This window comes from Paenibacillus sp. MMO-58 (genome assembly GCF_037146255.1).
In the GTDB taxonomy this organism is placed as follows: Bacteria; Bacillota; Bacilli; order Paenibacillales; family Paenibacillaceae; genus Pristimantibacillus.
Genome location: NZ_JBBCVY010000005.1, coordinates 17,766 through 41,131, shown reverse-complemented (window position 1 = coordinate 41,131; position 23,366 = coordinate 17,766). Strand labels below are relative to the sequence as shown.

Genomic DNA, 23,366 nt, shown 5'->3' with positions numbered 1-23,366 from the left:
GCCAAGGGAGTCCGCTTGAATAAATGCGTTTCGAATTAGCAGCCGAAATACAGGCTGTACTCGTGTGGATGAATACGGATCGATACCGCTTTTGCTTCGCTGCGTTTAACGGCAACATAGTTAGCGATGAAGTCTTCCGTGAATACGCCGCTTTCAGTCAAGAAAGCAGAATCCGCTTCGAGAGCATCAAGCGCTTCGTCGAGTGTACCAGGTACGCTGCGGATTTCTTTTTTCTCTTCTTCTGGCAGTTCGTAAATGTTTTTGTCGAATGGACCATAGCCCAGAGCAACAGGATCCAGTTTACGTTTGATGCCGTCAAGACCAGCAAGCAGCATAGCTGCGAATGCCAGGTAAGGGTTAGCCGTGGAGTCCGGAGTACGGAACTCGATACGACAGCCTTTTGGCGTTACCGATGCGATTGGAATACGTACTGCAGCGGAACGGTTACCTTTCGAGAATACAAGGTTAACCGGAGCTTCGTAACCAGGAACCAGACGTTTGAACGAGTTTGTCGATGGATTCGTCAAAGCGATCAGTGCTGGAGCATGGTGCAGAACGCCACCGATGTAGTTCATAGCCAGTGGGCTCAGGTTACCGTAAGCACCTTTTTCGTAGAACATAGGAGCGTCGCCATCGAAGATGGACATATGCACGTGCATACCGGAACCGTTATCGCCGAACAATGGTTTTGGCATGAAAGTAGCCACTTTGCCGTATTGGCGAGCTGTGTTGTGAACGATATATTTGTACAGCATCAGGTTGTCAGCTGTTTTCGTCAATGTGTCGAAACGGAAGTTGATTTCTGCTTGACCAGCAGTTGCAACTTCATGGTGATGACGTTCAACGCGAAGGCCAACTTCTTGCATCAGGCGAACCATTTCGCTGCGGATGTCTTGTTGTTGGTCAACAGGAGCAACTGGCACGTAACCGCCTTTTACAGGAACTTTAAAGCCAAGGTTGCCGCCTTCTTCTTTACGGTTTGTGTTCCAACCCGCTTCTTCGGAATCAACGTAGAAGGAAGAAGAGTTCATTGTGCTTTCGTAGCGAACTTCGTCGAAGATGAAGAACTCGGACTCAGGCGCGAAGAATGCAGTAGTACCGATACCCGTTGTTTGAAGGTATTCTTCCGCTTTTTGAGCGATGCTGCGTGGGTCACGCTCATAACGCTCGCCGTCCGGTGTATGAATGTTACACATAATGTTCAGTGTAGGATGATCTGTGAAAGGATCAACGAATGCTGCATCCGTATCTGGCATCATTACCATGTCAGATTCTTCAATACCACGGAAACCTGGGATCGAGGAACCGTCAAAAGCTACACCGTTTACGAAAGTATCAGCGTCAACTTCTGTCGAAGGAAGAGTAATGTGGTGCGCGCGACCAGCGAGATCCACGAAGCGGAAATCTACAAACTGGATGTTGTTTTCTTGAATTTGTTCCAAAACTTTTTGAACTGACATCAGATATTTCCTCCATTTCCGAACATTTGCATAGTGGTGAACAGTTATTGTTCAAGTTTCGCGTTAAACTATGAGGTAATTATAAGACTACGTTTTGGCATCGTCAATACTTATGTCAGGTATTTTTTATTCATATGTAAGGTATACTTACAAGTTTAAACATTTGTTCACAATTAAGCCTTTACATTCGTACAGAAAAGCCGAGAGGCCTTGTGTATCAAGGCTTCCCGGCTTTTCACATTTTAAAACTGGATTAAATTTTCCATTCCGTAAAAGCGGCTGCAGGTTCTTTTGGAGTGTTAAATTGCTTTCCGACGATTGGAGCCAGCTTTTCTAAATCCTTTAATAAATTAGCGAATTGGTCAGGGAACAGGGATTGTACGCCGTCACCTGTCATCGAATTATCCGGATCTGTGTGCATTTCGACAATCAGACCGTTCGCCCCTGCCGCAACGGATGCTTTGGACATTGGTTCTACCAATTCGCGGCGGCCTGTACCGTGGCTCGGGTCCGAAATGACTGGAAGATGGCTAAGCCCTTGCAGGACCGGAATCGCGGACAAGTCCAGCGTGTTTCTCGTGTAAGTTTCGAACGTTCGGATTCCGCGCTCGCACAACATAACATTCGGATTTCCGCCTGCGAGGATGTATTCCGCCGCATTCAGGAACTCGTCGTACGTTGAGCTGAAGCCGCGCTTCAGCAATACCGGAGTCTGAATCGTGCCAAGCTTGCGTAGCAGATCGAAGTTCTGCATGTTGCGTGTTCCGACCTGGAGGATATCGGCATATTCGGCGCATACATCAACATACTCTGGTGTCATGACTTCCGTAATCGTGAGCAGGCCATGCTTCTTGCCCGCTTCCGCCATCATGACCAAACCTTCCACGCCAACGCCCTGGAAGCTGTATGGACCCGTGCGAGGCTTAAACGCACCGCCGCGAAGCACCTGTCCGCCGGCTGCTTTGACAAGGCGTGCGATCTCATCGATCTGTTCCGGAGATTCAACCGCGCAAGGGCCGCCCATAATAACAAGGTTCTCGCCGCCGATCTTAACGCCTTTAATATCGATGACGGTATCGTCCGGATGGAAGTCCCGGCTCGCCAGCTTGTAGGACTTCGAAATCTTGATAACGTTCTCTACGCCTTTCATTTGGCGGAGATGCTCCGCAAGCGTTGGCTCCGCCTTGCCGATAATACCGATAACCGTACGGTCCGTCCCTCTCGATACATGGGCTTGCACGCCTGCTCTTTCAATATGGTTCACGATTTCTTGAATACGCTCTTCAGCAATATGTGGGCTGGTAATTACGATCATGTCCATCTCTCCTTTTTCGCTTCAACGCTTATACGCTTTTATGCTTTGTGGCTTTTATGCTTTTACTTGTTAAAGCAAATATACACGATGGATTCTTGTTTCGTCAATTATTATTTTTGAAGCACGCTTGGTGCAGAAGGCAACTACGGAAATGAATATTCTTACGATCGCTGTGCTCGCTAGATTCCCTGAATTAATTATTCCAAGGTTGGAATCTATCTCACAAGGCGACCGCTCCGCTTCTCCAGAACATTCATTCCCTCCGTTGCGACTCTGCCTGGAGATTTCAAAACAATAAAAGACTCATCGGGCGGCCGGACCTCCAATGATGACTGCGGAACATTACTTCCCTCCGTGTCCTAAGCCAAAATAAAAAACTCAACCCTATGTCCGGAAGAAGGACGAAAGGGTTGAGTTCTATTAAGCTTCAGCTGCGCTGGAAGCCGATTTGGTACGAATCGTCGGAAGGAGTTTGTTCTTGTTGACCGTACGCTTGATCTCCCACGTGGAAGGGGCGTTATGGTCGTATTGTTCCAAATACGCGATAACTTCTTTTGTAATCGGAGTTGGAGTAGACGCGCCCGAAGTAACGGCAACGCGATCAACACCCTTTAACCACTCCTGCTCAATCTCAGATACGTCGGATACGCGGTAGGCCGGTACGCCCGCGATCTCCTGGGATACCTGGGCGAGACGGTTGGAGTTGTTGCTGCGCGGATCGCCAACAACGATACACAGCTGCGCCTGTCCGGCTTGCTCCGCCACCGCTTCCTGGCGTACTTGCGTAGCCAAGCATATCTCGTTATGAATCTCCGCCTTTGGATACGTCTCCAGAAGCTTGCTTATAATATGACGGATATCCCATTGCGACATCGTGGTCTGATTCGTAATGATTATACGGCCTTCAGGCACGTTAAGCTTGGAAATATCCTCGATGCGTTCAATCAGATGAACGCGGTCCGGTGCTACGCCAATGGCGCCTTCCGGCTCCGGATGGCCTTTTTTGCCGATATAAATAATATGATAATCCTCGGCTACTTTCTCCCGAATCAGATCATGCGTTTTGGTTACATCCGGGCAAGTCGCATCCACGATGGTAAGGCCTTTCTCGCGCGCACGGTTGCGGACTTCGGGGGATACGCCATGGGCCGTAAAAATAACGGTACCGCTCTCCACCTGCTCCAGGATCTCCAGACGGTTCTCGCCGTCAAGCGTAATGACGCCCTCTTGCTCGAAAGCTTCGGTTACATGCGCATTATGAACAATCATGCCAAGAATATAAATCGGACGCGGAAGGTCCAGGTTTTTGGCGGTTTGCAGCGCGAGCACCATAGCGTCTACAACGCCGTAGCAATAGCCTCGCGGCGATACTTTAACAATTTCCACTTGTTGCACCTGCTTTCTGAATAACGAAGGTTAGTCTTCGATTCGATCGGTTCCTTCTATTATAATCGAAGCAGGCTGGGGGGAAAAGTCTATTGGCAGCCAAATGACAAACGTGGACCCTTCTTCCTCCATCGTCGTCACCTCAATCGAGCCGCGGTGCTCATCGATAATCCATTTGGCAATGGACAAGCCAAGCCCCGTACCAACGGTCTTGCCGCGCGATTCATCCGCCCGGTAGAACCGATCGAAGATATGAGGAACCTCCTTCGGATTCATGCCGATTCCCGTATCTTTAATAATAATGCCAAGCTGGTTCTCCCGGCGTGTCGCCGACATCTCGATCCAGCCGCTTGGCGTATATTTAAACGCGTTCTCTATGAAGATGAACAAAAGCTGCTGCAAATAATCCGCATTACCGTGTACGTGATATCCGTCCAGCGCAGTCAAATCCCCGATCCGCCACTCCGCATTGCGCGGCAGAAGGCCCGCTCTCCGGCCTACTTCTTCCACAATCGGCAGCATAAGCTGCGTTGTTTTCTCCATCTCGTAACCCGCATCGGCTCTTGCCAAAGCAAGAAGGTCGTTTACCAGAGTGGACATCCGCCGCGCCTCCGCCGCAATATCCTGCATGGCTTCGTTAGACAGCTCATAGCGTTGGGAATCAAGCGCCAGTACAATATCTCCCGCTTCATCCGGCTCAAGCGTTTTTGACCACATCCGCTGCAGCAGTTCAATATTGCCGCGAATCGTCGTCAGCGGAGTACGCAGCTCATGCGACGCGTCCGAAACAAACCGTCGCTGCGCTTTATACGATTCGTCCAGTCCGTTATACGCTATCTCGATGCGGGATAGCATAATATTAAGGGTATAGACCAGATGACCGATCTCATCCTTCGGACCTTCAATCGGAATCCGCACGCTTAAATCGGAACCGCTCTGAATTTGCTCGGTGGCATGAACGACTCGTTCGATTGGCTGAAGAGCTTTGCGCGCCATAAAGAGACCAACAGTAAAGGCAATAATCAAGCATATCAAAGAGGACAATATAAGAATAACCCGAAGTCCGGCCAGGTAGTTCTCTTCGCTGGCTACAACAGTACCAACCTGAAGCAGGCCAATTAACGTCCCGTCCGTATTGTTAGGAATTGGTTTTTGATAGATTAGAAAAGCAACTTCACCTGCATTTGTATTTAAAACCGCTTTTTTATAGCCGTAATCCGGATTTGTCTTGGCTTCCGGGATAGGAAATTTGATGCCGTTTACTTGAAGCTCGCCGGAGGCTTTAATAACGCCTTCCTTGTAATTGACTAATTGCACGTAAAAATCTTTCTCGTAAAACGGGGAATTCCTCTTAATGTTCAGGTCAATCTGATTTAATCCGTTTTCGTATTTCACGATATCATAGGAATCAGCCTGATCTCGAAGCTGTGTCTTCGTATCCGCGTACGTATTCATGTTTACGAAAAAATAAATCGCTACGCATAACACGATAAGTGCTGCCGCAAGAATACCGGAAAACCATAAGGTCAGACGAAGCCTGATCGTCATGTGAAATCAACCCTCTCCCCGCAGTACATAGCCGGTTCCGCGCACGGTCTGGATAATCCGCTTGGCCCCGCCTTCCTCCAGCTTCTGGCGCAGCATCGCTATGTACACTTCAAGTACATTGGACTCGCCGCTGAAATCATAACCCCATATTTTCTCCATAATGGCATCTCGCGTCAATACGCGGCGCGGATTCTGCATAAATAAGAGCAATAAATCGTATTCCTTCGCGGTCAGCTCGATTCTTCTGCCGGAACGGATGGCTTCGCGGGAATCCAGATCCAAGGCCAGATCGTCAAACACAATCTTGTTGCTGCTGGACTCGTCTATCCTGTCCGACTTACGGCGCAGCAAAGCACGGACTCGGGCCAGAAGCTCCTCCAGCGCGAAAGGCTTGATCAAATAATCGTCCGCGCCCGCATCCAGTCCTTTGACCCGATCCGAAATATCATCTTTCGCCGTCAGCATAAGAATAGGTACGGTGCTTCCGCCCTCCCGTACGCGGCGGCATACTTCCCAGCCGTCCACCTGCGGCATCATCACGTCAAGTATAAGCATGTCCGGATCCGCCGTTAAGAGAAGCTTCAAGCCTTCCATTCCGTTGCTTGCCGTCGATACCTCATAACCCTCAAACGCAAGGCTTCTTCTAAGTAAAGAAGTGATTTTCTCGTCGTCATCCACAACCATGATGTGTTGTCTCATTCTCTATTCTCCCCTTGTATAACTTATCTTTTCTAGAAAAGAAGCGCAGAGACTTTCCTCTGCGCTTACTTTATCGCTTACTGGGCGTTAAATTTATTTTTGTCGCCAATTTCGACTTTCAGATCCATTTTCTCGCCTCTGCGGATAATGTTCAGCACGGCTTTATCGCCTACCTTGCGCTTTTTGATCTCGTCAATCAGCGCCTGCGTCCCGCTAAACGATTTGCCGTCGATACCTACGATGACGTCGAATTGCTTCAGATCGGCGATGTAGGCCGGAGAATTGTAGTAAACGTTGCTGACAATCGAGCCTTGCACTTTATCCATGCCGAGCTGCTTCGCAATCGCATCCGTTACGTCACCAAGCTCTGCGCCGATGAACGGAACCGGCTCTTTCGGTACTTCCTTATTGTTTTTGAGCGTATCCAGAACTTCCTGGATGGTGCTTGTCGGAATCGCAAAGCCAATGCCTTGTGCCTGCGAGCTGACTGCGGTGTTAATGCCAACAACCTCACCATTCACATTCAGGAGCGGACCGCCGGAGTTGCCTGGGTTAATGGAAGCATCGGTTTGGAGCAAGTGTTTGTACTCGCGCGTACCGTCCGTATCCTGAATATCGATTGGACGTTCCTTCGCGCTAAGCACGCCCACGGTAACGGTATGGTCAAATCCGTACGGGTTGCCGATCGCAACGACCCAGTCGCCGATGTTAATTTTGTCCGAGCTGCCAAGCGGAAGTGTAGGGAACGCTTTATCGCCCGTAACCTTAAGTACGGCAAGGTCAAGATCAAAGCTGGAGCCCAGAAGCTCTGCCGTAAACGGCTTGTCGTAGCCTTGTACCGTCACTTCGATTTTATCGGAATCCGCAACAACGTGCTGGTTCGTCAGAATGTAACCGTCGGATTCGAAGAAGAAGCCTGTACCTATTCCCGCCGCCTGCAGATTGCTGTCGTCTTTCTTGTTATTATCCTGCTGCTGATTCGCGTCCGGTGCATCCTCGCCGAAGAACTGACGGAAGAACGGATCGTCCAAAATACCGCCGCCGCCGCTGCTGCGTGTTTGCGGCTTCACGTACGTCTCGATCTTCACAACCGCGGGGCTCGCTTTCTCGAATAGGGAAGCAATGTTGTCCGGTCTTGCCGCCGCTACGGAAGCGCCTCCGTTGCCGCTAGTCGAACCGGATGCTGTTGACCCCGAGCCCGCGTTAGCCGTGCTGTCCTGCTTGGAGGAAAATACCGAGTTGCTAGTAAACCAGTTATTCGTATCCGAAGCGTACATCAAGCCGCCCATCAAGCCGCCAACCACTACAACGCCGGCGAGGAAAGAAACAAACATTCCTTTAATCGGGCTTTTCTTGCGCGGTTCGCGGTTCTGCCAACTGCTTTTGCCGGATTGTTGATTATAAGTAAAAGGTCTCATCGGCACCGGAGGCGTTACTTCAACCTTTGGCTGTTCCAGCTCAGGCTCGCTGTCGCCGGATGCCGCCGTGTAATAATCCTGAGGATTAGACCGGGACGGAACGTTCGCTCCGTTATCGTCTTGCGCGGAAGATTTGAAAGGCCCGTATGAATAATAGTAGGAAGTTTTACCCGGAGCTTCCGATCCTTCAGCCGTTGATGCCGTGTTGTCTTCTTCGCGCGGATTGTTGTCATCATCACCATTAGCACGATTCTGAAAGAAATCGTCGTATTTTTTGTTCTGATCGTCCATTTCCGTTCTCCTCCTTGATCTATTCCGTTAAAGCAGCCGAATCTTTCATTCATCGGCGCTTAATTCCTGTATTCCTATCATGCACATTCTACCTTAAAACAAACTTAAAATGAATTAAAACGAACATAAAAAAAACGCCTGACGACGTTATTTCTATGCACTTTTCGTATGACTCTACCAAACTCCCCATTTCTCAATAGGGAGTTTGGCGTGCGATATTCTATTGGGGGAACAAACTTTCGACCTCTTTCAGAACTTCCTTCGCCTTGCCTATCCACTTCTGATCGACATGGGCATCCGGATCGGAAGGCGCCTGGAACTGGTCGAATAACGCTCCTACAACGCGGGCGCTTGCTTCCGGATCATTGCCCTCTTGATACTCATGCCTTAGCACATAGGGCTGCGCAAACGTAATAACGGCATTCGTATCCGCGTTTATATCCACCACGCTGCCATTCGTCACTTGAAACGGCAGCCGTAGCCAGACTTTATTCTCTTCATCAAGCGCCCGGTCAAAGGAACCGTTCGTATAGTCCCAGTTGCCCCCGAGCGAGAATTGATGCTGCTCCAGCCAGTCTCTGGAATCGGTAAACGCTTGCTGACGGGCTTCCAGCGATGAGGTTAATGGAATCATGACCGTTCATATCTCCTTTAGCGTATAGGGTGTGAATAACTCTCATGTATATATAACCACTAAAGGATAATATGTCCCGCCGTTTGACCGTTTATGTGTTTTTTACCCAGCCTTTGCGATGGGCGAGCACCGCCAGCTGCGTCCGGTCCTCCAGCTCGCATTTCATCAGCAGATTGCTGACATGGGTTTTGACGGTTTTTACGCTGATATGAAGCTCTTCGCCAATCTCTTTGTTGGAACGTCCTTCCGCGATCAGCAAAAGCACTTCCTTCTCCCGCTCCGTCAGCTCCTCGTCCCCCGACTGGGCGGTACGCTGTCGCAAGCCCCTTGTCAGAGCCTGCGACACATCCGCCGTCATAACCGGCATGCCTTTGACCGCCCCGTGAAGCGCATAGATCAATTCCTCCGCCGATACGGTCTTCAGGACATAGCTGACCGCTCCCGCTTCAATGGCCCCGTATACCTTATCGTCTTCCAGGAAGCTTGTAAGCATGATAATCTTCAGATTCGGATATTTGACAATCAGCTGCCTGGTCGTCTCAATTCCGTCCATGCCCGGCATCATCAAATCCATCAGCACAACATCCGGTATGCCGGAAGCCAGTCCCGCCTCAAGCAGCGCAATCGCTGCCTGCCCGCTGCCCGCTTCAGCTACGACTTCAAATTTGGGCTCCAGCATTAAATACGTGCGCAAGCCCGTTCTCACCATGTCATGGTCGTCCACAATCATAACTTTTAACGTATTAGTCCCGCTCATCGTTTTCATTCCTCCGCCACATTTTCGGTATCGTAACCTTCACTCTGGTGCCGCTGCCCGGCTTGCTTATAATTTCGGCAAGACCGCCAAGCTGCTGGGCCCGTTCCTGCATTGTAGACAAACCGTATGATCCGCGTCTTACCTGATCCGCCCGGAAGCCCGCTCCGTCATCCTGCAAAATAAGCACAACCTGCCGTTCATTCTCCGTCAGACTTAGCGAGCAGCTCTGCGCACCGGAATGCTTTACGACATTCGCCATTGCCTCCTGTACTATAAGGAACAATTGATGCTCCTTGGCTTCCGTAAGCGGCTCGTTCAACCGCCAATCGAAGACGCCCTGCAGACCGTTCTGCCGGCAATAATCCGGAAACCACTTATCAAGCGCCTCCAGCAGCGTACGCCCTTCAAGCTCCATCGGCCGTAGCTGCGCGATAAAGATCCGCATCTGCTTCTGCGCGAGCGTTGACATCTGTATAAGCTGCTCCAGTACGGAAGCGGCCCGCTCCCTGTCGATTTCCTGAAGCTTCGGCAGCGAGGAAGCGCACATATGCATGGCGAAAAGCTGCTGGCTGACCGTATCGTGCAAATCCCGGGCCAGCCGTTTGCGTTCCTCCTGAACAGCAGCTTCATTTGAAGCCGCCTGCGACATCACCTGCTCTTCACCGGTCATCTGGAGACGTTTCATCCTCTCCTCCATCAGCTCGGCAAGATCGTTAAATTCGCGGTACAGCTCCGAAAAGGAAGAGTCGCCGGATTCCGTAATCCGGACCTGGAAATTCCCGTTTACCGCTTGCTTAAGCGCAAGCTGAAGCGTATCGATCCGCCTCTGAATGTGCTGGCCCGTCCAGTACCCGAAGCCTGCGCTGACAAGCAGAAAGACGGACACTGCGCCATAGCGCACTTCCGTCTGTACATTGTCTCCGCCCGCTAATCCTACCCACACGGCGATTCCAAGCAGCAGCGCGGTTACGGAAGAAGCTACAAACATCGTGAGCAGCTGCCATTTGCCGCCGCGGAATAATCGAACGATCATAACCGTCTATCCCACCTTCGTCACACGAACATCGCCGATGAACGTGCTAACGACGAGTTTGATTTTTTTATCCGTCTCCTCATAGTAAGGGGAATGAATATGGATGCTCTTGAACATTCCGCCTTCCTTCTGGCCCAGAATCTTTACGTCCCCCACAAAAGCACTCGATACGACTTGTACGCCTACCTCGTAATCGTTCGGCACATACACTTTAACGTCGCCTATAAAGGAAGAGATGCAAATCTTCGTCTCGCCAAGCGGTATTTGCGCTTTCGTTAAATCTACAATGGTATCGCCGATAAAATGCGAGATATTAAGCGGTTTGAGCTCCCAATAATCCTGGCCGATATGAATATCCCCGATAAATCCCGATCTCGATTGCGCATGCGGATCGTGGTTCCAGTATTCAAAAGAGCCATGCTTCGCCCGCTGACGATGCTCTCGGATATGCTCCCTTACTTGCTGCTTATGCTCGCGGATATGACGCTTTTGTTCGTGAAGCTGACGGCGAAATTGCTGTTTCATATGATGATGCCTCATGCGATGGAGCGGTTCTTCGCGATATTCCCCGGCCGGCTCGCCGCGTTCATTCCTTTCATTAAAGGCAGAGGAATCTCCTTCGCCGGCGGAATCATGGCTTCCGTCCGTGCTGCCCGGTTTCGTAGGGTCCGGGTGGAGCGGAGGAGCCGACGGCACTTCGCCTTTGTAATCGGTATAAGCATTGTAAGACTTCCACTCGTCTTCATACTGCGGCGGTTCTTGATGTCTGTGCCGCGGACGGCGCAAGAAGTTAATGCCCACTAAGATGATAATGATCGGCCAGGCATAAGAAATGATGTCGCTAAACGACCAGGCGAACCATTCCAGGTTATGACCCAGGAACAGAAAGCCGAGTATAATCATCATCCCTGCCCACCAGCCCGAGCCGTGACCCTGACGACCCGCAAGCAGTCCGTGCAGACCGATCCATAGCAGCACGACCGGCCAATAATTGGAGATAATCTCGCCAATACTAATGTCGTAATCAATCATGCCCAGTTGTTTCAATAAGAAGAATACGCCAACGGAAATGATGACAAGACCAGATAACAGCCGGTTTAGAAAGCTTCCATTCAATTTAGTCAACTCCCTGCCTGTACTTCAAAATGTCTTATTGCTACTTAGTATAGCTAATGAAAGAAGGGATATAAAGGGACGGCCGATTGAACTTGGCATCGGTCTCGAGACGGAGTTCAAAACGGTTTGTAAGGTCAGTTTCCACCCTTTCGCTTCCAATCTATGAAATTCTGTAAAAAAAAGTTAGACTGCGTCATAAAACATCACGCTAATACGTTGACATTACTTACTTCGGCTATTTATAATGGTGAGCGGATTCATAGAGACAGAGAAACCTTACATCAATTAAGACTATGAACAACGGGAGTTGAAACAATGGATGTAGCAGAACTGTCGAGAGGGCTGGATACCATATGGGTTGTCTTGACAGCAGCAATGATTTTGCTGATGGAAGGCGGGTTTGCCCTGCTTGAGGCCGGATTTGTCCGGCAGAAGAATGCGGTTAGCATTATTATGAAGGTATTTGTCGACATTGTATTTGGTGCACTTGTCTTTTACTTCTTCGGTTTTGCCATCATGTATGGCAAAGACATCGGCGGCTTATTCGGCTCATCCGGTTTCATGCTTAATGGAGACTTGTCTCACATTAGTTTAAATATTTCTCACGAAACCTACTGGCTGTTCCAATGCGCCTTTGTTATCGCCGTTATTTCCATCGTATCCGGGGCAGTTGCGGAACGAATCCATTTCCGGGCTTATATTTTGCTTACCATCGCCATGACCGGTCTGATCTACCCGTTGTCCGGACATTGGGTATGGGCGGTAAACGGCTGGTTAGGAAAGCTTGGCATGATCGATTTTGCCGGATCGGCCGCAATCCACGCTCTTGGCGGATTTGCTGCGCTTGCCGCAACCTTGTTTATCGGTCCGCGAATCGGCAAATTTTCGCCTGACGGCAAAGTAAACATCGTATCTCCTTCCAACCTGCCGCTCGCATCGGTTGGCGCTTTTATTCTCTGGTTCGGCTGGTTCGGCTTTAACGCAGGCAGTACGCTTAGCGCAACCAACGCGGCAATCGGCCACATTGCCATAACAACCATGCTGTCCGCGGCATCGGGCGGCGCAATCTGTATTTTGTTTACGATGTTCCGTTACCGCAAAGCGGATCCGCCAATGGTGATTAACGGCTCTCTCGCCGGCCTTGTCGGGATTACTGCGGGTTGCGCTTTTGTATCCGACGGCGCTGCCATCTGGATCGGCTCTATTTGCGGGATTGCCATGGTTCTTGTTACGGAATACATGGAACGCAAACAAATCGACGATCCGGTCGGAGCTTTCGCCGTGCATGGCATAAGCGGCAGCATCGGCACCCTGGCCGTTGGATTATGCGCGATTCCCGAGCTGACCAAGGGCGTCGGCAATGGCTACTACGGCCTTTTGTACGGCGGCGGCTGGCATCTGCTTGGCGCACAAGCCCTTGGACTTGTCGTGATCGCGATTTGGGGATTCGGCCTGACATGGGCTGTATTATGGCTGATCCGCAAAGCGATGCCCGTTCGCGTATCCAAGGACGAAGAGCTTGTGGGCCTTGATGTCGGAATCCACGGCGTCCCTGCATACAGCCAGGAGAATGATTTTATTGATGTAGACCATATCACGAGAAAACCATAAAAATAACGGCGTTCCTCCGAAGGGGAACGCCGTTTATTTATAAGTATAAGGATTATCGATATAGTTCATTAACCAGGTCTCCGGAGACCGTTACGATATCTGTAGGCGACGATACCTGAATAGATCTTGCATGCTCAATCTCTAGCCGAAGCGCGCGAACCTGCTCCATCGGTTTTTTCACGAAATGGATGTACTCAACAGCCAAATGATGATCCGGCTTCCGGCCATGCAATAACCGGCGCAACGTGGACATCGACTGGTAAGCCCGTTCTTCCTTCAGACGCCGCTTCTCATAACGTTCAACCATTTGCTCGATTTCCGCGATTTCCTGCTCCTTCTTCGTTACATACGCATCGATAAAGGGCAGCACTTCAGCTGCTTTGCGATGATGGGTCGAAGAATGATTCGTATGGATAATTGGATCGGTCATGTTAACTCACCTGTCTTCATTGCGTGATTATTTATTACATACCTAATCATACAACAAAGATTCGCTCTTGAAAACTTAATTTATGTAACATTAGAAAAATTGACATAAACAATATTTTCAAATCAACAACCTTTCGTTCCACTTGCGGCAATCCTGGAAATTGAAGAAAAGAGGAACCAGAGACGGTTCCTCTTGTTGATTGTTTTAAGTAGTGGTTACTTCTGTGCTTTTTGAGTTGCTTGGTTAGCTGTTTTACCAGCTGTAGCGTTCTGGTTTTGGTTGAATTCTTCAGCGAATTCTGCATTGTACTGGTTGTTTTGAGCTTTGTTGTTTTTGTTCTTAGCCATGGTAGTCATTCACCTCCCCGTCCAACCTTAGTATGGCTGTGTGAAGGCTTATTATGCGGGTACGAAAGCAGAGGGATCATGACTCCAAATAGGTCTGCGGGATTGGTTTTCCCGCTTCCACAGCGCGGTTAATCTGGTTCAGCCAGGACTGAGACAGCTTGCCGTTGCCTTTGCGCAGCACCTGGACATCAACCGTTCTTTTCCCCCATTGCTTATATACATCTTTTATCGTCTCAAAGTATAAGTCGAGCCTGTGGCCTTTGATGGCTGAACCGGTATCCGCAACTACGCCGTAGCCATAGCCCGGGATATAGAGCAGCGTACCAATCGGGAACAGCTTTGTATCCGCCGCGACGGTTGATACTTGCCCCCTTCTGACTTTTACTCCGGAATAAGTGATTCCGTATTGCGGATGACCCGGACGCTTGCCGGTTGACTCATAACCAGCCGTATAACCGGTAGCTACGACCTGAACCGTTGAAAGGGCCTGTTCTGCAATGGCTTCGACTGCTGCATTGCTTTCCTTGTTCTTCTTTGTTCCTTCATGAATTTCTTGCTTGGCTGCGGGTGCTGCTGCGAAGCTTGGAGCAGCAGCTCCTCCTGTCAGCACGGCAGCTATCGCCAGGCTTGAAATTATTTTTGTACAAGTAAAAAAGCTTGTGACCATTTGGGCAGCTTCCTCCTCAGAAGAATATTTCCCAAACGGTCCAAGCTTTATGCATGAGACTTAGATTGTTTTTGTTGCGATTTCGTTTTGCAGCAGCTCAACCAGCTCTGCTACAGGCTTAGCGCCGATGTCACCTTCGCCGCGCTTACGGACCGATACGGAGCCCGATTGCGCTTCGTTCTCGCCTACGACAAGCATGTAAGGCAGCTTCTCCAGCTGTGCTTCGCGAATCTTATAGCCCAGCTTCTCGTTGCGCAGATCGCTCTCAACGCGAATACCAGCCAGCTGCAGCTTCTCTTCCACTTCGCGCGCGTAAGCTTCGTAAGCAGTGGATACCGGAATAACCTTCGCTTGAACCGGCGACAGCCACAGCGGCAATGCGCCCGCAAAGTTCTCGAGCAGGAAGGCAGTCATCCGTTCCATTGTGCTGATGATACCGCGGTGGATAACGACCGGACGATGCTTTTTGCCGTCCTCACCGATGTATTCAAGCTCGAAGCGGTCAGGAAGCAGGAAGTCGAGCTGAGCAGTCGACAAGGTCTCTTCCTTGCCAAGAGCCGTCTTGATTTGAACGTCAAGCTTTGGACCGTAGAACGCCGCTTCACCTTCTGCTTCGAAGAATGGCAGACCAAGCTCTTCGACTACTTCGCGAAGCATACGCTGCGACATTTCCCACATCTCGTCGTTCTGGAAGTACTTCTCCGTATCCTGCGGATCACGGTACGACAAGCGGAAACGGTATTCCTTGATGCCGAAGTCCTCATAGACTTTACGGATCAGGTTAACCACGCGAGCGAATTCTTCCTTGATTTGATCCGGACGGCAGAAGATATGCGCGTCATTCAGCGTCATCGCGCGTACGCGGTGCAAACCTGTCAAAGCGCCGGACATCTCATAGCGGTGCATAGTGCCCATCTCGGCAATACGAACCGGCAGATCGCGGTAGCTTCTCATATCGCTCTTGTAAACCATCATGTGATGCGGGCAGTTCATCGGACGAAGAACAAGCTCTTCGTTATCGAGTGCCATGAGCGGGAACATATCCTCGCTGTAATGCTCCCAGTGTCCGGAGATTTTATAAAGCTCCACGTTAGCGAGAACCGGCGTATACACATGCTCGTAGCCAAGACGTTCTTCAAGGTCAACGATATAGCGCTCCAATGTACGGCGAACCTTAGCGCCGTTTGGCAGCCACAGCGGCAGGCCTTGACCAACTTCGCGGGAGAACGTGAACATTTTCAGCTCTTTGCCCAGCTTGCGATGGTCGCGCTTCTTCGCTTCCTCCAGGAAGTGAAGATGCTCGTCCAATTCGGCTTTCTTCGCGAAAGCTGTTCCGTAAATACGCTGCAGCATCTTGTTCTTGGAATCGCCGCGCCAGTAAGCACCTGCTACGCTAAGCAGCTTAAAAGCTTTGATACGGCCAGTGGATGGCAGATGCGGTCCGCGGCAAAGGTCAAAGAACTCGCCTTGGTCATACATCGTAATAATCGAATCCTCAGGCAAGTCGCGGATCAGCTCAAGCTTCAGGTTGTCGTCAAGTTCCGTGAAAATCGCAAGCGCCTCTTCGCGGCTGACAACGCGGCGGCGAATGTCGAGGTTCTCGTTAACGATGCGTTGCATTTCTTTTTCGATCTTGGTCAGATCTTCCGGAGTCAGAGACTGGTCCATATCGATATCATAATAGAAGCCGTCCTCAATCACGGGACCGATACCAAGCTTCACGTTGGCGTTGCCATACAACCGTTTGATGGCTTGGGCCATCAGATGGGCCGTACTGTGACGGTACACTTCAAGGCCGTCAGCCGATTCAACGGTAACGATCTCGATTGCCGCATCGGATTCGATTGGCGAGTATACGTCAACGACCTTGCCGTTGATTTTTCCTGCAATTGCATTTTTGCGCAGACCCGGGCTGATTGAGCCTGCTACTTCTTCGATTGTTGTTCCAGCCGCATACTCGCGAACCGCGCCGTCTGGAAACGTAACTTTGATAGACATGGATTTCCCTCCTGAGAAAGTTGAGATAGCAGGCGGGATGAACGCAAAAAAAGCACGCATCCCGCAAAGGGACGAGTGCTTGATTACCCGTGGTTCCACCCTACTTCGACTGCTCTCTTGGATCTGAATTCAGACCATGAGGCAATCCTTGTAATGATCTGATAACGGAGACATCCGGTGCGGCTTAATAGTGGCCTATTCGTCATAATCCACGTTCAACGGCACAGCTACAAAGGGGTATATTTGCTGATGTCACGAAGGAAATTGCAGCCGAGTTTCCTCTCTCTGAGCCGACATTACGGGGCAAATACATGGCTTTGTCATTGCTTTTTGCATAGTTATGAGCAAATTATAACCGCTTTGTCCCCCATTGGTCAATAGATGCGGCTGTCAGGCTGGATGGTTCCATTCCCTTCAAAGCATGGGCTGCAAGCCGGACATTGGGTGCAAACCGATACCCGATTGTCAAAAATCGTCTCGATTGTCCGGATGACCTGCATATCATCTTGTCTCGTATGGATCATAATATGCTTAGGCGAGACGGCAATGAGCGAGCTGATGACCATATCTTCGATATTCATCTCGGTCTCCAGCATCTCGGCCACTAACTTGTCCGAGTGGGGCTTCGGTTCAAAAGGCTGAAATTTCTCGTTGAAAAGGACAAAATCATGGCTGCCCTTATGCACGAGATGGACAATCGGCACCTTGGATTCCTGCAAACCCACAAAATATTTCAGCAGCGAAATAAACTCCTGGTACTGTTTATCCAGTACGTATTCGTCCAAAGCGTAGTCTACAATTTCCGCTAATTCCGTCCGGTAGGGCTGCAGCCGGAAAGACGTTAGGCCATCCAAATGCAAAACCGAGTTCTCCTGCAGGTAACGGTCAATCTCATCGGCTACCTTCGTTTTGCGTCGCTGACGGTCCGCATCCAGAAATCTCGTCCCGAGACCATCCCATTCGGTTCCGTGTAGCAGCTCGTGGCAATATTTTTCGATGACAGGCGCATCGATGGCGTGGTTGTTCCTGTATTTTCTCCTAATGATGGCTGCCAGTATGAGCGGTTCCATATCGGTTACGATGAATTCGGCAAGCGCTTTGGATGCCGCTTGAAGCACCGATTGGCTATGGTCAGCCAGCTGAAAATACGGCAGAATCGCTTGGCAGCTGATTTCCTTATCGGAAAGCAGCGTGTACTGTATAGCGTCTTCTTCGATGTGTGCGATATGTAGATCATTGGTAGTGTATTCCGCCATCAACGCCGCTAATTGGGCAGCGGATTGCTCCATGTTCGAAGGCAGCGTTACGGTAAACAGCTCCATGAGCTCACCCCTTTCATTCCCCTTATAAGTATATGGCTGGGGGGTTGGGTATATACGAATGGAGTGGTGGGAGATGATGGGGAGTGGCTAGCGTGTACTTGGTTTGTTTTTAGCTGATTGTTGATGGCGGTGATGGACGCTGCGCGAAAGTAACGTTCTTCCGATCGCTGTTGTTCCCGGATTTCTTCGATTCAAGCCGCGCTGCGGTTGAAATCCGGGGAACAAAGGCGAACGCTGCGCTTCTCCAGTACGTTACTTTCGCTCCGCTCACGCCAGCCAACGCTTCACAAACCAAAGCCAAGCCTCACTCCACCACTCCTGGTGGGGTGAGGCTCTGGTGTACTGCCCGGTTTCCTCGGGCAATTATCTTTAACTGAGCGTAATAAACTACGCACCTTGCTCTCGTTTATACGATAAACGCAAATGGCTTAAATTGGAGCATTATACTGGAGCGGATGCAACGTAGAGAGCCTAATCTGCTTTATAATGCTTTATTGATTAGTGTAAATCCAACGTAACGTAGGCTATGGAGCTACTCCGTTGGTTGATGGAGATAAGATTTTTTGTGGGTCAGCAGCTTGGGGCTGACGTCGTAGCAAAGCTTAATCTGCGGATCATCCAGGATAGAAAGATTTTTGACAGCGATCATATTGAAGCCATGCGGAGGGCCTTCGAGATAGACCCGGTCCGGAGGGATAATTTCAACCGGTTTGCCAGTCATATCAACGTTGGTGTTGTAATCTCGAAGGGCAAAGATATGATAGCCATAGGATTGAAGGTACTGGACAATGTCACTTTGATCCAGCCCATTGCTCCAGTCAACGTAATTGCGGTGAACCTCGAAGATGATGTTGGGGGCATGGTCCGGAGGCAAATTCAATTGACTCTCAGCGCCCTGAAGGACGGTATGCTCCAGCCCTTCGATATCTAGAAGAATCAGATCCAGGCTCACAATGTCCTGTTCCTTCACGTATGTATCAATGGAAATGGTATGGAAAACATCGATATTCCCGCTGACGTCTTGCTCTGTCACCAGCTCCGCATGGGCGAAAGAATCTTCTCCGATCAGCTTCATTCTGGCCTGTTCGTCTTTCCACAAGCCAAGTTGCCAAGCGCGTATATTATCCAGACCGTTCAGCTCCGCATTATGTTGCGGCATGTAGAACTGGTCCTTGTTGGGCTCAAAGCAATGCACGATCCCCCCTTGCAGCAACAGCTCCTTCGCGACATTCAGCGCCTGATCGCCAAAATAGGCTCCGCCAATGAGCACTTCCTTAGCCCTCTTGGAGAAAATCTTCAGCAGTTTGGTCGTCTGCGGCTCCCATACATGGTCGGGATCATCCGGCTCCGCAAGCAGAAAGTCGCGCGCAATTTTGGTCCGGTAGTAAAAATCGAAGGTTAACCCGCATGCGATTTTTTTCCTCAGAATGGTGTTTTCGTTAAAGACGGCAGCCAATATGGGAGCCGTTATTTCTTCCCTCATATGAATACCTTCGCGGTGAAGGTTAATCTCCATCTGCTTGAGCGCGGCTATTAACTTCTGCTGGTCCATTCTCTGCACATCCTTCTCCTCTTGTCTTGTTCATGGAAAAGAATATGTGACCTCAACCTCATTTCATGCCGGAAATAAAAAAAGCATCCACACCCTAAAATCGGGGGCAGATGCTTATACCTAAATTAGTTCTGCATGACAAAATCTTTCGAAGCGTGCTCGTTGTCATCATACATCTTAAGCGTATTGTATTTCGTATCGCGTTGTGCCGGGATTTTGCCGGATTCGCGGATAAGTTGAAGAATAAGTTCGATGTTAACTTTATGCGTAGTGCCTGCGGCAGAGACAACGTTCTCCTCGATCATCGTGCTGCCGAAGTCGTTACAGCCGTACGAGAGCGACTGCTTGCCGATTTCCGGCCCCATCGTCACCCAGGAAGACTGGAAGTTGTCGATATTGTCTAGCATGATGCGGCTTACCGCAACCATCTTCAGATATTCCTCCGGCTTCGACTTCTCCACCTTCCTCATGTTCGTGTTATCCGGCTGGAACGGCCAGCAGATAAACGCGAGGAAGCCTTTCGAATCATAACCGTTGGCGATGCATTCATCCTGCGCGTCGCGAATGCGGAGCAGGTGAAGCGCACGCTCTTCCGCGGTCTCGCCAAAGCCGTAAACCATCGTTGCCGTGGTGTTCATGCCATGACGGTGCGCGGATTTCATCACGTCCATCCAATCGGTCCAGGAGCCCTTCAGACGGCTGATTTTGCGGCGTGTACGGTCATCCAGAATCTCGGCGCCGCCGCCAGGCAGCGAATCAAGGCCAGCTTCATGCAGCTGGCGGATCACCTCGTCAAGCGACAGCCCTTCCGATACTTCCTTCATCTTCTGAATCTCGGCAGGCGAGAAGGAGTGCATCGTAATATCCGGGAAATGCTGTTTGATCTCGCGGAGCAAGTCCGTGTAGTAGGAGAATGGCAGGTTCGGGTTTGTACCGCCCTGCATCAGAATCTCCGTACCGCCCACATCGATCGTTTCCTGAATTTTATTAAGTATCGTTTCGTTCGAGAGGACATAGCCCTCATTCGAACCCGGGGCGCGGTAGAATGCGCAGAACCGGCAATAAACATCGCAAATATTTGTATAGTTGACGTTCCGGCCTACGACAAATGTCGTAATCGGTTCAGGATGGCGTCTCAGCATCAGCTGATTCGCAACCTCGCCCATTTTTTCAATTTCATCGGATTCAAGCAGCGTTACGCATTCGTCGAACGTAATCCGCTCGCCCTGCAGCGCTTTATCCAAAATCTGGTCCAACGTAGACATCGCAAGACCTCCTTATCTTTCCGTTCTTAATAGCTATCAACTAATCCTATCATATCTCGTTCTTGTCCGTCATCTTTCGTATGTTACGGAAAAACGAAAAAATACGGCCTGTCGCAAGCGACAGCCGCATTTTTCGCTTAATTTGAACGAAAATTACCCGCGCAGGGCAGCGTCCAAATCCGCTATCAGATCTTCGATATATTCGAGACCTACCGAGTAACGAACGAGACCGTCCGTAATTCCCCGCTCGTAGCGGACTTCCCTAGGCATTGCCGCATGCGACATTTTGGCCGGGTAAGATAAAATGCTTTCCACCGCTCCAAGGCTGACCGCAACCAGCGGCAGCTGAACGCGGCTCAGAAGCGCAGCTGCGCGTTCGCCGCTGCCAACGTCGAAGGAAACAACGGCGCCATAGCCCTTCGACTGCTTCTCGTGAATCTCGCGACCCGGATGATCCTCAAGGCCAGGGTAGTACACTCTCGTAACCTCCGGATGCTCATTCAACCATTCGGCGAGTCTTCGGGCGCTGCGCTCGCTATGCTCCATGCGGGCTTGCAGCGTCTTCATGCCGCGCATCAGAAGCCAGCTCTCGTGAGCGCTCAGCACCGCGCCGAGGCCGTTCTGAAGCTGATACAGCCGGCGTCCGAGCGCTTCATCAATCGTTACAGCCAGTCCGGCCAGCACGTCGCTGTGGCCGCTCAGGAACTTCGTAGCGCTATGAAGCACGATATCCACGCCAAGCTCAAACGGACGCTGATGGTAAGGCGTCATAAACGTATTGTCGAGCATCGTCAGAAGGCCGTTTTCTTTTGCCCAGCCCGTTACCCGCGCGATATCCGTAATCTTGAGCGTCGGGTTGGATGGCGTCTCCATAAACACCGCTTTTGTGTTCGGTTTAATCGCGTCTTTTACCTGATCGAAATCCGTCATGTCCACAAACGTGGTTTCGATATTGAAACGGGTCAGCACAGCCGTAAGCAAACGGTATGTACCGCCGTACACATCCTCCGTTACGATTACATGGTCTCCTGCGGACAGCAGCATAAACGCCGTCGAGATCGCTGCCATGCCGGAAGCGAAAGCGAAGCCGCGGGTGCCGCCTTCCAGCAAAGCGATATAGTTTTCCAGCGCTTCGCGCGTCGGGTTGCCCGAACGGCTGTAATCATGATGCGGAGGATTTTGAATGTCCGCCTGATGGAAGGTTGACGCTTGGAAAATCGGTGCACTGGATGCCCCGGTTTGTTCATCGATTTCAGCGCCGAAGTGAAGCAGCTTTGTCGCAAAGTTGCGTCCAGCGATTTTTTCGGGATTATGTCTGTCGCTCATATAGCCTCCTCGATTTCGCGTTTTGCCTCAGCCAAAGCCTGCTCGAGATCGGCAATCAAATCATCGGCATGCTCGATTCCTACCGAGAAGCGGAGGAGACGGTCGTCGACGCCGATCTTTTGACGGATTTCCAACGGAATATCCGCATGAGTCTGAACAGCCGGGTAAGTCATAAGCGACTCTACGCCGCCAAGGCTTTCCGCAAACGCGATCAGCTTGATATGACGAAGAATTGGCTCTACGTAACGGGCATCCTTCAGTCGGAAGGAGAAAATGCCGGTATTGCCCGAGGATTGCTTGTTCTGCACATCGTGACCAGGATGATGAGGCAGCGCAGGATAATAAACATCCTCAATCGCCTCATGCTCCAGCAAATAATTCGCAATAGCCGTTGCGTTAAGCTGATGGCGTTCCATGCGAAGCGCCAGCGTCTTCATGCCGCGCATTAGAAGCCAGGAGTCCTGCGGTCCAAGAACGGCGCCAAGCGAATTATGCAGGAAAGCCATTTGCTCGGAGAGCTCTTTGCCTTTCGTTACGATCAGGCCGGCAAGGACGTCATTGTGACCGCCCAAATATTTGGTTGCGCTGTGGACGACGATGTCCGCGCCAAGCTCTATAGGACGCTGGAAAAACGGTGTTAGCAGCGTATTATCTACAATAGTAAGAAGTCCTTTGGACTTCGCCCAAGCGGATACCCGCTCCAAGTCGGTAATCATCATCAGTGGATTCGTTGGCGTCTCGATCAGAACCGCCTTCGTGTTCGGCTGGAGCAGCTCGGACATGCCGTCAAGATCATTGGTATCTACGTACGAAGCCGTAACGCCGTATCTGGACATGATTTTTTCAAGCAAACGGTATGTGCCGCCGTACAAGTCAAGCGATACGATCAGATGGTCGCCTTGGCTGAACAAAGCGAAGATCGTTGTCAGAGCGGCCATACCGGAGCTACAGGCAAACCCTGCATCGCCGGATTCGAGCTGAGCCGCCGCTTCTTCCAGAACGGTACGCGTCGGACTTTTGGTGCGGGCGTAATCAAACCCCGTGCTTTGGCCAAGCTTAGGATGGCGGAACGCCGTGGCTTGATAAATCGGGAAGCTTACCGCACCCGTAACAGGCTCCTTCTCGGAACCGATATGCGCAAGATGACTTTCAATTTTCATAAAGTTCGTCCGTCTCCTTCGTCTTCGTCAT

The 23,366-nt window shown here is 50.6% G+C and carries 21 protein-coding genes; 1 reads left to right on the top strand and 20 read right to left on the bottom strand.

What is annotated here, in order from left to right; translation table 11 throughout:
- Positions 1-35 precede the first annotated feature (35 nt).
- The 10 genes from glnA to liaF all read right to left on the bottom strand — a co-directional run bounded on the left by glnA (position 36) and on the right by liaF (position 11,657).
- Positions 36-1,460, bottom strand: a complete 1,425-nt coding sequence (glnA, locus tag WFJ73_RS16190; RefSeq protein WP_336774059.1) for a type I glutamate--ammonia ligase — start codon at positions 1,458-1,460, stop codon at positions 36-38.
- Positions 1,461-1,713: 253 nt separating this feature from the next.
- Positions 1,714-2,775 (bottom strand): 3-deoxy-7-phosphoheptulonate synthase, encoded by a 1,062-nt coding sequence (gene aroF, locus WFJ73_RS16185; RefSeq protein WP_336774058.1) that lies wholly within the window; start codon positions 2,773-2,775, stop codon positions 1,714-1,716.
- A gap of 420 nt (positions 2,776-3,195) precedes the next feature.
- Positions 3,196-4,161: a 4-hydroxy-3-methylbut-2-enyl diphosphate reductase gene (locus WFJ73_RS16180; protein ID WP_336774057.1), complete on the bottom strand. Its 966-nt coding sequence runs from the start codon at positions 4,159-4,161 to the stop codon at positions 3,196-3,198.
- 30 nt (positions 4,162-4,191) lie between these two features.
- Positions 4,192-5,709 carry a sensor histidine kinase gene (locus WFJ73_RS16175; RefSeq protein WP_336774056.1) on the bottom strand — a complete coding sequence of 506 codons (1,518 nt, stop codon included), beginning with the start codon at positions 5,707-5,709 and terminating at the stop codon, positions 4,192-4,194.
- A gap of 6 nt (positions 5,710-5,715) precedes the next feature.
- Entirely contained in the window at positions 5,716-6,408 is a 693-nt protein-coding gene (locus WFJ73_RS16170) for a response regulator transcription factor (protein WP_336774055.1), read from the bottom strand.
- Between the two features lie 77 nt (positions 6,409-6,485).
- The gene (locus WFJ73_RS16165; protein WP_336774054.1) at positions 6,486-8,117 is read right to left on the bottom strand and encodes a S1C family serine protease; all 1,632 of its coding nucleotides are present in this window, start codon (positions 8,115-8,117) and stop codon (positions 6,486-6,488) included.
- A gap of 220 nt (positions 8,118-8,337) precedes the next feature.
- Positions 8,338-8,751 (bottom strand): YugN-like family protein, encoded by a 414-nt coding sequence (locus WFJ73_RS16160; RefSeq protein WP_336774053.1) that lies wholly within the window; start codon positions 8,749-8,751, stop codon positions 8,338-8,340.
- Positions 8,752-8,842: 91 nt separating this feature from the next.
- Entirely contained in the window at positions 8,843-9,508 is a 666-nt protein-coding gene (locus WFJ73_RS16155; RefSeq protein WP_336774052.1) for a response regulator transcription factor, read from the bottom strand.
- A complete protein-coding gene (locus tag WFJ73_RS16150) occupies positions 9,495-10,541 on the bottom strand; it encodes a sensor histidine kinase (protein WP_336774051.1) in 1,047 nt (348 codons plus the stop codon). The genes WFJ73_RS16155 and WFJ73_RS16150 overlap by 14 nt, the downstream gene beginning before the upstream one ends.
- A 6-nt stretch (positions 10,542-10,547) precedes the next feature.
- Complete coding sequence (gene liaF, locus WFJ73_RS16145) at positions 10,548-11,657, bottom strand: cell wall-active antibiotics response protein LiaF (protein WP_336774050.1); 1,110 nt, start codon at positions 11,655-11,657, stop codon at positions 10,548-10,550.
- Positions 11,658-11,972: 315 nt separating this feature from the next.
- Here liaF and WFJ73_RS16140 point away from each other — a divergent pair, with 315 nt between their 5' ends.
- Positions 11,973-13,268 carry an ammonium transporter gene (locus tag WFJ73_RS16140; protein WP_336774049.1) on the top strand — a complete coding sequence of 432 codons (1,296 nt, stop codon included), beginning with the start codon at positions 11,973-11,975 and terminating at the stop codon, positions 13,266-13,268.
- A gap of 52 nt (positions 13,269-13,320) precedes the next feature.
- On the opposite strand, the gene WFJ73_RS16135 is transcribed toward WFJ73_RS16140, so the two are convergent.
- The 10 genes from WFJ73_RS16135 to WFJ73_RS16090 form a co-directional block, all read right to left on the bottom strand.
- The gene (locus WFJ73_RS16135) at positions 13,321-13,698 is read right to left on the bottom strand and encodes a hypothetical protein (protein WP_201008698.1); all 378 of its coding nucleotides are present in this window, start codon (positions 13,696-13,698) and stop codon (positions 13,321-13,323) included.
- Between the two features lie 215 nt (positions 13,699-13,913).
- A complete protein-coding gene (locus WFJ73_RS16130) occupies positions 13,914-14,045 on the bottom strand; it encodes a hypothetical protein (protein WP_336774048.1) in 132 nt (43 codons plus the stop codon).
- Positions 14,046-14,121: 76 nt separating this feature from the next.
- Positions 14,122-14,712: a 3D domain-containing protein gene (locus WFJ73_RS16125; RefSeq protein ID WP_336774047.1), complete on the bottom strand. Its 591-nt coding sequence runs from the start codon at positions 14,710-14,712 to the stop codon at positions 14,122-14,124.
- Between the two features lie 60 nt (positions 14,713-14,772).
- Entirely contained in the window at positions 14,773-16,710 is a 1,938-nt protein-coding gene (gene thrS, locus WFJ73_RS16120) for a threonine--tRNA ligase (RefSeq protein ID WP_336774046.1), read from the bottom strand.
- Positions 16,711-17,084: 374 nt separating this feature from the next.
- Positions 17,085-18,032, bottom strand: a complete 948-nt coding sequence (locus WFJ73_RS16115) for a putative sporulation protein YtxC (RefSeq protein WP_336774045.1) — start codon at positions 18,030-18,032, stop codon at positions 17,085-17,087.
- 109 nt (positions 18,033-18,141) lie between these two features.
- A complete protein-coding gene (locus WFJ73_RS16110) occupies positions 18,142-18,333 on the bottom strand; it encodes a hypothetical protein (protein WP_336774044.1) in 192 nt (63 codons plus the stop codon).
- Positions 18,334-18,564: 231 nt separating this feature from the next.
- Positions 18,565-19,584: an FkbM family methyltransferase gene (locus WFJ73_RS16105; RefSeq protein ID WP_336774043.1), complete on the bottom strand. Its 1,020-nt coding sequence runs from the start codon at positions 19,582-19,584 to the stop codon at positions 18,565-18,567.
- A gap of 125 nt (positions 19,585-19,709) precedes the next feature.
- Positions 19,710-20,849 carry a cyclic dehypoxanthinyl futalosine synthase gene (mqnC, locus tag WFJ73_RS16100; RefSeq protein ID WP_127493091.1) on the bottom strand — a complete coding sequence of 380 codons (1,140 nt, stop codon included), beginning with the start codon at positions 20,847-20,849 and terminating at the stop codon, positions 19,710-19,712.
- Positions 20,850-21,002: 153 nt separating this feature from the next.
- Positions 21,003-22,175 carry an aminotransferase class I/II-fold pyridoxal phosphate-dependent enzyme gene (locus tag WFJ73_RS16095; protein WP_336774042.1) on the bottom strand — a complete coding sequence of 391 codons (1,173 nt, stop codon included), beginning with the start codon at positions 22,173-22,175 and terminating at the stop codon, positions 21,003-21,005.
- Complete coding sequence (locus WFJ73_RS16090) at positions 22,172-23,335, bottom strand: aminotransferase class I/II-fold pyridoxal phosphate-dependent enzyme (protein ID WP_336774041.1); 1,164 nt, start codon at positions 23,333-23,335, stop codon at positions 22,172-22,174. The genes WFJ73_RS16095 and WFJ73_RS16090 overlap by 4 nt, the downstream gene beginning before the upstream one ends.
- Positions 23,336-23,366 lie beyond the last annotated feature (31 nt).